14 protein-coding genes and 1 pseudogene are annotated in these 11,286 nt (G+C 54.7%); 3 read left to right on the top strand and 12 right to left on the bottom strand.

Annotated elements, in window-relative coordinates; translation table 11 throughout:
• Positions 1-56: 56 nt before the first annotated feature.
• The 5 genes from VD17_RS32810 to VD17_RS32935 all read right to left on the bottom strand — a co-directional run bounded on the left by VD17_RS32810 (position 57) and on the right by VD17_RS32935 (position 2,335).
• Positions 57-398 (bottom strand): hypothetical protein, encoded by a 342-nt coding sequence (locus VD17_RS32810; RefSeq protein WP_080932098.1) that lies wholly within the window; start codon positions 396-398, stop codon positions 57-59.
• Between the two features lie 159 nt (positions 399-557).
• A complete protein-coding gene (locus VD17_RS29240) occupies positions 558-842 on the bottom strand; it encodes a hypothetical protein (RefSeq protein ID WP_046056870.1) in 285 nt (94 codons plus the stop codon).
• On the bottom strand, positions 829-1,251 hold the full coding sequence (locus VD17_RS29235) for a MerR family DNA-binding protein (RefSeq protein WP_046056869.1): 423 nt from the start codon (positions 1,249-1,251) through the stop codon (positions 829-831). The genes VD17_RS29240 and VD17_RS29235 overlap by 14 nt, the downstream gene beginning before the upstream one ends.
• 110 nt (positions 1,252-1,361) lie before the next feature.
• Complete coding sequence (locus tag VD17_RS32380; RefSeq protein WP_311132816.1) at positions 1,362-1,802, bottom strand: HAD-IC family P-type ATPase; 441 nt, start codon at positions 1,800-1,802, stop codon at positions 1,362-1,364.
• Between the two features lie 20 nt (positions 1,803-1,822).
• Positions 1,823-2,335, bottom strand: a complete 513-nt coding sequence (locus tag VD17_RS32935; RefSeq protein ID WP_311132815.1) for a heavy-metal-associated domain-containing protein — start codon at positions 2,333-2,335, stop codon at positions 1,823-1,825.
• Positions 2,336-2,679: 344 nt separating this feature from the next.
• Between VD17_RS32935 and VD17_RS32370 the strand changes: the two are divergent.
• Positions 2,680-2,797, top strand: a pseudogene (locus tag VD17_RS32370) (PA0069 family radical SAM protein); the annotation flags it as partial.
• 225 nt (positions 2,798-3,022) lie between these two features.
• On the opposite strand, the gene VD17_RS29225 reads toward VD17_RS32370, so the two are convergent.
• A complete protein-coding gene (locus VD17_RS29225; protein ID WP_046056868.1) occupies positions 3,023-3,946 on the bottom strand; it encodes an NAD(P)/FAD-dependent oxidoreductase in 924 nt (307 codons plus the stop codon).
• Between the two features lie 507 nt (positions 3,947-4,453).
• Positions 4,454-4,849, bottom strand: coding sequence for a DUF305 domain-containing protein (locus VD17_RS29220; protein WP_259674611.1), 396 nt, complete (start codon positions 4,847-4,849; stop codon positions 4,454-4,456).
• Between the two features lie 931 nt (positions 4,850-5,780).
• On the opposite strand from VD17_RS29220, the gene VD17_RS29210 reads away from it, so the two are divergent.
• Both VD17_RS29210 and VD17_RS29205 read left to right on the top strand, forming a co-directional pair.
• Entirely contained in the window at positions 5,781-6,113 is a 333-nt protein-coding gene (locus tag VD17_RS29210) for a DUF2790 domain-containing protein (protein WP_046056866.1), read from the top strand.
• Between the two features lie 233 nt (positions 6,114-6,346).
• Complete coding sequence (locus tag VD17_RS29205) at positions 6,347-7,627, top strand: OprD family porin (RefSeq protein WP_440130590.1); 1,281 nt, start codon at positions 6,347-6,349, stop codon at positions 7,625-7,627.
• 226 nt (positions 7,628-7,853) lie between these two features.
• Here VD17_RS29205 and VD17_RS32800 read toward each other — a convergent pair whose 3' ends face one another.
• From VD17_RS32800 to VD17_RS29185, 5 genes are all read right to left on the bottom strand, one after another.
• Positions 7,854-8,369: a sterol desaturase family protein gene (locus VD17_RS32800; RefSeq protein WP_259674610.1), complete on the bottom strand. Its 516-nt coding sequence runs from the start codon at positions 8,367-8,369 to the stop codon at positions 7,854-7,856.
• A 416-nt stretch (positions 8,370-8,785) separates the two neighbouring features.
• Positions 8,786-9,058 carry a helix-turn-helix domain-containing protein gene (locus VD17_RS32795; protein WP_259674612.1) on the bottom strand — a complete coding sequence of 91 codons (273 nt, stop codon included), beginning with the start codon at positions 9,056-9,058 and terminating at the stop codon, positions 8,786-8,788.
• Positions 9,059-9,751: 693 nt separating this feature from the next.
• Positions 9,752-10,219, bottom strand: a complete 468-nt coding sequence (locus VD17_RS29190; RefSeq protein ID WP_046056871.1) for a DUF411 domain-containing protein — start codon at positions 10,217-10,219, stop codon at positions 9,752-9,754.
• Positions 10,209-11,024, bottom strand: a complete 816-nt coding sequence (locus VD17_RS32005) for a c-type cytochrome (protein ID WP_080932096.1) — start codon at positions 11,022-11,024, stop codon at positions 10,209-10,211. Before VD17_RS32005 ends, VD17_RS29190 begins: the two co-directional genes overlap by 11 nt.
• 9 nt (positions 11,025-11,033) lie before the next feature.
• Positions 11,034-11,286 (bottom strand): copper resistance protein B (locus VD17_RS29185; protein WP_046056864.1); only part of this gene is annotated, 253 nt, incomplete at its 5' end.

Here is an 11,286-nt window from a genome sequence, read left to right as displayed (position 1 = left end):
TGCACGCAGAAATACCATCCCGCTAAGGCAGGATGAAACTCAGTGTGGTACAGGAATCAAACGCGAGGCGGTCGCCACACCCCGGGCGGGGTTTGAGTAGGCAACGAGTCGCTGAAGATTGTTAGCATCTGCGGACTGGACAAACGTGTGGCAGGTTTCCCAAACGACACTTGTAGCAGACTGGCGCTCCTGCATTCCTGGCCAGGTTTGCAGGGTTTTCCATGTTCGGCGGAGCTGCTCATGTCATGGCAGCAGTCCGGTCCCATGTCATCCATCATCGCCATACCCGCCATTTTCATCGGGCAAGGTTCTGTCGGTGACTGAATGCCCGCCATCCCGCTCAGGGGAAGCGCCAAGCTGATCAGGAAAATGAGGCAACACCGCAGATAGCGTTTCATGCGAGGAGTCTAGTCACTGGTAACGAGCTATACAATTACGAATCTGTCAGGAAGAGCCCGTCGGATAGAGTCTGAAGGTCAATAAGAACCTTCTCGTGTAGAAACAAGGACTCACTAAACAGCCAGGCCCAACTCGTTGATCATGGAAATAGTTACAGCTCACGACCTATCGTTCGGATCACGTTTGATCGGTTTTACCTTCAGTGTGTCATCGGTAGTTGGCGCATCCTTGTGCATGCCGCGCATACAAAACATCATCGACAGCGGACAGCGGACAGCGGACAGCGGACAGCGGACAGCGGACAGCGGACAGAGCAGCAACAGCAAGAACAGCGCGTTCGCCACGATCCAAACTTGAAAAGCCGGGAACAAGACATAGGCAACTGCCAAAACAATGGCCGCACCGACGCCCAGCCGGATCATGGAGGGTTTATTGCGAGTCATGATGTTCTCCTTTCGGGCAAGTTATGGGAGAAGGGTTATCCAAAACCAGCCTTGGTGGTTGCTCAGCGTCATCGCAATGCTCGGCCAGATACGACAGGGCCTCACGCATGACCTGAAGCGTGGTAATTCGCGCATTCAGCGCATCGATGTTGCTCAGAGCAATGGCCTGAACCTCGTCCTCAGGACGATTACGCTCCCGCCATAACGCCAACAAGGCACGAACCCGCTCGATCGGTAACCCCAGATCTCGTGCATGGTGGATGAAGCGTAAAACGTGTACATCGCGCTCGCCGTAGACGCGATAACCAGACAGCGTGCGCTGTGACTGCGGGATCAGGTCAATGCGCTCGTAGTAGCGGATCATTCGAGTGGACAAGCCGCTGACACTTGCCGCCTCACCAATGTTCATAAGATCCTCCTGTTCGCTGAACCACCGAGTCAGCCCTATTCTCGTTGTGCCGGCTGCCAACAGTTCCGTAGTAAGGTGTAAGTCACCACTGAGACACTGGGACAACGCCCTTACCGCACCAGGACTGCCGGACCCAACACGCCCATTGCTGCTAGCGGAATACCGATCAGGTTGTAGACGAAGGCCCAGAGCGGACTCTTCAGAATCTGGGCATAAGTGTGACGGGACAGCATCAAGGCATCCGCCACCAGCGCTGGGTCACCGCGCATCAGTGTGATACCCGCGGTATGCATCGCCACGTCGGTACTGGTCGACATAGCGATGCCGACATCGGCCGCCGCGAGTGCTGGCGCGTCGTTGATGCCGTCGCCAACCATCGCCACCACTGCGCCGTCGACCTTCAGTGTCAGTACCGCCGCCGCTTTGTCGCCAGGTAGAACCTCGGCGCGCACCTCGTCGAGGCCGAGTAACCTGGCCACGCTGGTGGCTGCTCCAAGGTTGTCGCCGGTAATCATCACAGTACGGATACCCAGCTCTTTCAACCGAGCCACGGCTATCCATGCGGAGGGCGTTAGCACATCACCGAAGGAAAAATCAGGCCCAACAACTGTGGCCGCTCGGATAGCTCGACAAGCCAGGACACGGTGTTGCCGGCTTCAGCCAACGCTGCTGCACGAACCGCAAGCGGCGATAGGTCCACACCAATCTCCTGCATCAGCCGCGAGCTACCCAGACGCAGATCGCAATCTGCCACTGAGGCCGCCAAACCTCGCCCCGGTAAGGCCGTGACCTTGGACGCACAAGTCATGCCGTCGATGGCCAGGACCAGTTCGTCTTCTTTCACGCGGTAGCCCGCGTCCGCTACGGCCTGGAGCAACAGCGTCAGCGCTGTATTGAGATCAACTTCGACGGTTGCCGTTTCGCTGACCAAGTTGACACTGGCGGCGGAAACACCAGGCACTCGGGTCAATGCCTTCTCGACACGTGCCACACAGGAGGCACAGGTCATGCCAGCTACGCCGAGCGTCCATTGCTGGACAGGATTGGACGTGGCGGTAGCGGTACGGGGGAATAGGCTGGCCATCACCAACCTCCTGAAGAACCTTTCTACCGTAAGGTTGGACCTTGCCATTGCAGTAAGGTCAAGGGGCCATGCCGAGACAAGGTAAAATTAGGATATTCGTTCTGTAAACTTATGTTTTTAAACGAATTTATTTATGCGAGTGCCGCAATCAAATCTGGCGCAGGTCCTTCTCTTTAAAGGGCATTCTGTGGGTCACGGATATAGGCAATGAATGACTCAGGCGAGACGCCCCTGCGCTGCCTTTCCCAGAAACCGACTTGCCGGTGGCTGTCGGCTGAGAGAAGGGTTAACGCCGTTCGACGAATCGTGCAATGACCTCATTTACGACGTCTGGATTCGTAACGGGGCCCTTCGCCGATCTGCTGGCCCAGCGCTTTGCCGTGGCCATCCGCAAGCTGGGGGGACTTCGAGCTGGACTGCTCGCGTTTCTGCCCGCCGGGTGGTCAGATGGCCTTGCTCTGAGGTGTGAGGGGATTGGGGAGTAATGGACCAGTTCGCTCAGCCCCAGGAGCCTTGCTTCTCAGGCACGTGCCGCCAGGGTGCTATTAACGCTATCCCCACGTAGCGCAGCATTACCGACCACATCCCTAAATAAAGGTCGGGGCTCAGTCCGAGCCGCATCTCACCGGCGGGTAGTATTTGCTGTCGCTGTATGGCCGAAGCAGACGGTCCTTGGATATTAATTTGTCAGCGATAGTTGTCCTTGAGGGCATTGTGTATCGCGGTCGCCGCAGTCGCCGCATGGGCGACTCCAACACTCATTTGATTGAGCGCATTGACTACATCGCCCGCCGCGTACAACCCCTGGACTGACGTCCGCTGGTCAGTGTCCACCAACAGCTCGCCATTGCTGTCAACGTTTGCGCCGAGGTTTTTCGCCAACTCAGTCCGTGCGTTGCAGCCTAGCATCGGGTATAGGGTGTCGAAACTAAGTTCGCCGCCGCTAGCCAAGCGTAGCGCCACACGACGCCCTTGGATCGTGCGGATTTGCGCGATCGGATCCTCGATGAGCCGGATGCCTGCCTGTGCAATTCTGATACGTTCGTCGTTGTCTAGATTTCTGCCGCCCGGTTGCACAAATAGTGTGAGCTGGCGGGTGTAGGTGCGAAGAAATAGCGCATGCCCGAAACCTTCCTTGGCGGAGGCGAGAAGAGCCACGTCCTGGTCGATGATATCGTATCCGTCGCAAATCGGGCACCAACGCACATAGCCACCGAGAGTGGCCTCACGCAGATCAGGTATCTCGGGGTGTTTATCAAGAACGCCGGTGGCAAGAACCACAGTCGACGCCACAACACGGTCATCATCGATATCAGCGACGAAGTCGTCTCCTTGCTTTGATAGCGCTTTCACGGTGGCTCGTCGGACATAAACATTGTAGCGCTCTGCCTGTTTGCGTAGCCGTGTCAACAACTCGGCGCCCGAAACACCCTGAGGAAAACCCGGATAGTTGTGGGTGATCGGGATCAGCTCTGCCCGGCTCTGGCCGGCATCAACCAGTAGAACCTGTCGGCGATACCGCGCCAAATAGATAGCTGCCGTCAGCCCGGCAGGGCCTGCACCGACAATAAGGCAATCCAGCACATGACATTGAGCCTGCTTGCTTGTCATCTGACTCTCCAGTTGTTACCGATGCTGTCGGACGCCAGCGTCATTAGCCAGTGAACTGAGGGCCTCCAGTTCTGCGCGGATCCGGCGGCCATAACCAGCGTTGCAGCGGGCATGATCACCCCGCCGACCACGCGGCACTCATCCGCAGATTGAAGAGTGCCCCGCGGGCAGGGCAATACTGACCATCATGCGGTCATCGAAATTAGCCCGGACAGAACGCTGTGGCCCACGTTCTGGTCTCGGAATGTCTCTACCGCTCTCAAGCGATTTGGCTTCTCAAGGCACAGTGATAGAATCAGAGCATCGTCTCGGGCTCAGATCAGTGCCGCTGCTTGCGGGCCTTTGGCCTATCTCGAATGGTTCTGGAAATCTATGCACCAAGCGGAGCTTAGTTTTCGTCCAGCACCAGTTCAAGGTGATGTGCACCGGCAGCGAATTACCGTCCAAACCGGCGCGACTATTTCTTTCAAAGATGCAGCGCACAGACCGATTTCGGCATCACCATAGTCATGGTTTTTTATTCGCTTTAATCCACTGATCGAATACGGCGATTTCCTTCTTCTGTGCGGCAATTATGTCCTTGGCCATACGGAGCATCTTCGGATTTTTCCCGTTCTTGAGTTCAGCTTGCGACATCTCGACTGCCATCTGGTGATGCATGCGCATATTGGCCGCGAAGTCATAATCCACATCGCCGGTCATGGACATCCCGCCCATTTGTTTCATGCCGCCCATCTTCGAAGGATCCATCTCCTCGGAAGGCATCGGCATCGTTTCGCCTTTCGCGGGTTCTGCGGCACTGGTCCACGTCGGCGCTGTTGCCATGACCGCGACAGCCATCGCTACCGCCCTCACCGGCAAAGTGAACCGGCTAGAGCGGTTGTGCTTGGTATGCTGTGACATTGTGAATCTCCTGTTCGAGGCCGGAGGGGTGGCACGTGCATACCATTGCCCCCGCGCACCGAAATCGCTATTTCTGTACCTACATGGGGGCTCGACTAACCCTAGGCACCAGCCATTTCGCGGCAGCTCTTTGCGCATTCGCGACATGCCTTGACGCAATCTTCCATATCACCGACCTGTTCGCAGCTCTTGGCACAGGCCTCACAGATCTCGGCGCAAACGCCGCAAACGTGGTGGTGGAAGGTGGAACCACTCAATAAGAAGTTAGCCGACGTCTGACAGATTTCGGCGCAATTGATCATCAGCCGAAAATGTTCGGCCTCAAGGTGTTTGCCCTCTACCCCAAGGCAATGGGTCATCGCTGTATTCAGGCAAATTTTGTGGCAGTGGCTACACGCCTCAACACAAGGCAGCAGGTGTTGGTGAGTGCCCATGCGAGGGGTCATCGGGGGTGTTGGTCATAGCTATGTTCTCCATTGTATCCAAGGAAAGACAACGCTAGCAGTGGTGTTGGGACCATCGACACAAGACAGTTTCGATTAAAAAACAGCTGATCATTTCGGACTGATAGCGGATGAGGATATTGCAGACAAATACCAGACGTAATGCGCGCAAAATGCTGTTTCATGGCGTTCAGGTAAATGCGTACCCAAGGGATCATATTTCACCCTAGACCACGCTAGGCAGACAGTCGACAGAGATTAATATTACATTTCTGTCAGCTTCTAGTCGGTTAGCATTTCGTTGCGAATGGCGTTTAGCACCGTCCAAAGCTTATTAGCTGACAAAGCGTAACCATAATAGGTGCGCTGCTAGGCATGTCATTAAGAGCAAGGTCATACCTGACACATAAGTAATGCTAGCGGCAGTGTTCTGACAGGTATCACTGTCTACTATCTAATTACAAGTTAAATAGCGCTCGGAGAAAATCATGAAAATATTGAATGCAGGCATCGCTATCGCGATTTTGGCAGCTTCCTCCTTTGCCATGGCTGAAGGCGGAGGGGATCGCGTATACGGTCGGATAATGCAAGAAAACCAGCAGGCAATGGAGCAATATGCCATCAGAAACGGTAAAGCCGTGCCTGAAGTTGTCCACTACAAGTATGGACTGAACCTCGACGTCGCAAAAGTGGTCAGTATGACTCCAACCACCAGATACTGTGGGGTGGTCCCTTCGCGTATGACCTACGAAGACTCGAGTGGCAAGCTCAATACTGTCGAGTACCAAGTGTTGGGCAGCAACTGCCCTCATGGCGGCTGATCGCTTACAAGCCAAACGCAGTGAATAAATATTACTTCTCGCTGACACAAAAGTAATTTTCAGGTCACGCTACAGTTATGTTCCGTGTGGAATTATCACCGACGGAACGTTAGGTAATTACCTGCATTCCTATAATCATAAAAATATTTCACATAGAAACTCTGCCAAGCTATAGCCTGGAGTGTTACATGAATAATAAAAGCTTTTATGGTCTTTCCCTCATTGCCCTTGGCATGAGTATGGGGCAGGTAGCAATGGCCGTTGAGCAAAAGCCAGAGGGGTTCATTGAGGGGAGCAGCTTAAACATTCTCAACCGCAACCTCTACTTCAATCGTGACCACCGTAACGGTCAGTCCAGCCCAACGGGCAATGGTTTCTCTGAAGCCTGGGCGCATGGCATTATAGGTAAGTTTGAGTCCGGGTTCACTCTGGGCACCGTTGGTGTAGGTGTCGACGCGTTTGCCATGCTGGGTCTAAAACTTGATACCGGTGACGGCCGCAATGGTGGACATAGCTCGTTCGATGTACTTCCTGTTGACGGTGAAGGAAAAGCTCGAGATGAATACAGTAAAGTGGGTGGCGCAGCTAAAGTTCGTGCCTTTGATACGGTTGTAAAAATAGGTGACGTATTCCCTGCGAACCCGGTGGTTGCAGCTGGTGACTCCCGTCTTCTTCCAGAGAGTTTCAGGGGCGTGACCGCAACAAACACCAGCATTGAAGGTTTGACGGTACAAGGCGGGCGACTTCACGCCATGAGCCAACCGGTCTCCAGCAATATGCGCGAAAACTTCGCGACCTTCTATGCGGGGCCTGTTAACTCGCCTTGGATCGGCTACCTGGGTGGCGATTACACCGTCAACGAACACATCGGTGTGAGTCTCTATACCAGCCGCTTCAAAGATGTGTGGAACCAGTATTACGCAGGCACCACGCTAAGTTACCCACTTTCCGAGAATGTCGCGCTGATCGGTGGCCTGAACTACTACCGTGCGGTCGACGAGGGTAAAAAGCTGCTGGGCAGCTTCGATAACAATATCTGGAGCGGTAAGACAGGTGTCCAGTTCGGCGCTCACACGGTGACCGTTGGCTACCAGCGGAACAATGGGAATGACGATTTTGATTACCTGCGCCAGTCGGATTCGATTTTCCTGGATAACTCTATCCAATACAGCGACTTCAACTCCCCGAAAGAGCAATCCTTGCAGCTTCGCTATGACTTGAATATGCAGCCCTTCGGAATTCCTGGCCTAAGCTTCATGACTCGTTATGCGAAAGGCTGGGATGCTGACTACTCCAATGCGAACAGTGTCTATATGCGCCGAGGAGCTGATGGCACCCCACTGCAGGACCAAAAGCGCTGGGAGCGTGACATTGAGGCGAAGTACATCATCCAGTCAGGCTCTCTGAAAGACATGTCTTTGCGGGTGCGCCAAATGACGACCCGAGCTACCGATTTCGAATCTGATTTGGATGAGGTACGTCTGATAGTGGAGTACCCACTGCAACTTCTCTAAATCGAGCGTTAGCAATCGTCATTAAATGCTCGCTCACCAGGTACAACCCGTCTCCTTGTTATTCCTTTGGTGGGAGGCGGCTTAGGCGCCCTTGTGGCGCCTTTTTTTCTCCCTGAGCATGGGATGTAGTTACTGCTACACACAGCATGCCGTTCGGATCACGCTTGATTGGTTTTACCTTTAGTGTGGCCCGGTAGTTTGCGTAGCTGCAAAGCGAGGGTACCCACTAGCCTTTCTCTATACGGTCATGCTCAAAGGGTTCGATGAGCTGTCCAAGGTAATTTTTGGGGTAATCCTTTTCATGCAATCCGACCTCGGCTTGGCCTCGTTTCCCCACACTGTCGTAGAACGTGCCAAACAGTCGGTCCCACACCATCAGAAACTCACCATAGTTGACCTGGGCATCCTCAAAGTCGCGCTTGTGATGCCAGCGATGAATTTCGGCCACTCCGATAATATGGCGCAACCATCCATGCCGGTAGTCCAGGTTCGAAAGTTGGAAGGCCAAGTGCACTGTTAGAATTCCAAACCAGATGGCCACAACTGCGGAGGGTGCGCCTGCTGCGAACAGGATCACCAGCCCCGGACCCGGACCCGCCATAAGCATAGCGTGCAACGGATGTCGTCGCTCCCCATTCACCCAATACAACCGCTCGGCGCTGTGATGTGGCATGTGAAAATGCCACAGCCAATGCACTCGGTGACTGATGCGGTGCATGGCATACAGGCTCAGATCGAGCACGGCGATGACCAGTAGCAACTGCAGCCACAGCGGGCTTCTCGATCGGAAAGAGACGAGCCGAAGCTAACACCGCATCACCAAGCTTGACCAGGATGCCAGCTGTGAATTGAATGACGGAAAGGTTCACCAGCATGTGTAGCAGGTCTGTCACGGTATCTTGATGATCCTCAAGCCAGGCTTCGCGGAAAGGTTGGATGCGCTCCAAACCAGCAATGATCAAAAGTCCCACCGCAGCAACCAGGGGAATCATGGGCCAATACGGTACGTCGGTATACAGCGCCCAGATCATGAAGGCGGCAGAGCTGCCAAACACGAGTGGATTAAGGTGAATCGGAGAAAGGAAGACATTGCTCAGCTCCTGGATATGAAACCATCACAATATGTGGAGAGGCCAGCTTTCGACTTGAACGAAAGAGCTAAACCTCCTGGAGAAGAACTTCAGCCAAGGCGGATGACGGGTCGATACCCAGTAGCGCCCGGAATGTCCGGGAGAAATGAGCAGAGTCTGAAAAGCCCGCCTCATGGGCCGCGTCGGTCAGCCGTACACCTTTGGCCAACTGCTGCAGGGCTTGCGTGAGACGCAACCATCTCGCGTAACTGCGAAGCGGCAGCCCGTCTGCTACACGAACCCATGAGAAAACCGCGTGGGGGGATAGATGCACGACCGCGGCCAATTCTCTGCGCCCCATCTGGCCTCTGCGCAGCGCCTCAATTTCCTTGATCAAGCGAGGATCTGGAGGCGGGAGATCGGGGAGTTGCAGCGCCTGCGCACCCCAGTCCTAACCTGGAGATCAGTGTGTCCTGTCGCGTGCAGCGCGTCGATAATCGGCGCTACGTCCGCCGGAGTGATCCCAATCACCCTCGCTTCTTCGGCACCCGTGCAAAGCACGGGCTTCCTCGGAAAGCGCATCCACATGGATCGACAGAACTTGACCGGCGCTCAGCCGGTGTTTCAAGCTCGCCGGAATGAAAATGGCCCCCCCTGTTTGAATACCCATTGGGGTTTGAACCGATACAGTTGAGTCGAGGCCAACTGAGATCTGATGCGTTTGATGAAGGTGCCATTCCTGATGACCAGCGCGGCCATGAAAGACGCCGATACCGGGACCTACCCATGCATGACCTGCCCAGCGCACGGTCTCTGCTGTAACCCAGCTTTTCATTCTCTAGCTCGGCCCACTTCCGCTTTTGTCCGTGCCGACTGCACAGGTATCGTCGTTCGGCATCTGACGGAGGCATCGTTATTGATGCTAGGCCATGATGTGCTATTCGCGCGCCGCCCCCCCAATTTCTTTGCGGTGCTTTGCGCACCTAGATACTTGAGGGTTTTGCCAACGCCGGTTCGACCGGTTTGCCATCGTTCGGGTTATGAGCGCTTGTGATTAGTTTCCAGGGTATTCAGCAAGGACCTGATCCGTGCCGGCTTTGGTCAGGCCGATTACCTGGTAAGCATCATGTTTTCCGTTGACTTCCATGCCTGGCGAGCCAGCCGGCATGCCAGGAACGGCGATCCCGAGGAGGTCGTCACGTTTGCTCATCGCAATGATTTGCTCGGCGGGCACGTGACCTTCAACAAACTTTCCGTTGATCATTGCTGTGTGGCAGGACGAGAGTCGTGGAGCAACACCGAGATCCTGCTTGACCGCGCTCATGTTGGTTTCTACATGATCAACGACGGTGAAGCCGTTAGCTTCAAGGTGCTGGATCCACTTCTTGCAGCATCCACAGTTAGCGTCACGATGGACATCGATCGTCAGCGACTCTGCTGCATGACCAACTGAACTGATAAACAGAGCCGCGAATGCAGCGAGGCGAAGTGCCCGACCGGGACGAAGAAAGTTATTTCGCATGGGTATGCTCCTTCCCATCAGCGTGGGTATGAGTTTTTGGCTGAACGGCCGGAGTTGCAGCAGCGTCATGTGACGCCTCCACAACCTGAGGATGGGCGTGTTCGGTACTTTCATCCTGAGAAGGCGCTGAGGCCGCCTCATGGGCATGGGCGCTGTTTCTCTCGCCATGATGGTCGCCTGCTTCGGCTATCTCTTCGGCTGCACCTGCATCATGATGCCCAGCGGCAGCCCCTTTTTGGCCCTCATGCTGGCCTTCATGGTTATGCATTTTGCTCTCGCCGCCACCGTGTTGATGACCACCGCTGCTGGTAGCTAGTGCGCTGTATTGCGCTGCATCCAATGAAGGCAACTGCTGGAGAAAAGCGACCATTCCCCAGATGTAGGGATCGGCCATGCTTTTACCCCAAGCGGGCATGCCTGTGGATTTGATTCCATGCTTGATGATCCAGAAAGCTGCGGCAGGGTTTCCATCAACGCCCAGTTTTGAAAGATTCGGAGGTGCAGGGTATAGGCTATTACTTAACTCGGTTCCTGCAATACCCGGAGCCAGATGGCAACCGATGCACATAGCGTTGTAGTTGCCAGCACCTGCGCGGATAAGAGCTTCTTCGCTCAGGTCGGGGACTTTAATATCGCGTGAGCGCACAGCAATCGAGCGATCCCGAGCAGTGGAAAGAAGTGAGTGAACAGGGCCGAAATGCGGATCATCCGCCCCAACATTGATCACACCAAAATACACCACGCCGGCACCTACTATTGCGGCGACCACCCCGGCAGCAGTCAATGTTTTCAATGTTCTTTTCATGTCAGGCCCTCAAAACCACATCCGAATACCGGCGACAAATCGCGCCTCGTTCGCATCCTCTCCTTCATCGCTGGCCAGGTCTGCCGTATTGCCGTAGGAGCGGCTCCAGCTAACCCCAATGTAAGGGGCAAATTGGCGAACAATCTCATAACGCAATCGGAGCCCTACTTCGGTGTTTGCCAATCCAGACCCAATGCCGCGTTGAGGATCATTTTTTCCGTAAAAATTGGCTTCGGCCGTTGGCTGCAAGATCAGGCGATTG

The sequence above is a fragment of the Pseudomonas fluorescens genome, from assembly GCF_000968015.1.
In the GTDB taxonomy this organism is placed as follows: domain Bacteria; phylum Pseudomonadota; class Gammaproteobacteria; order Pseudomonadales; family Pseudomonadaceae; genus Aquipseudomonas; species Aquipseudomonas fluorescens_W.
The sequence above is the reverse complement of the archived record's forward strand: the minus strand, read 5'-3'. Positions and strand labels throughout refer to the sequence as shown.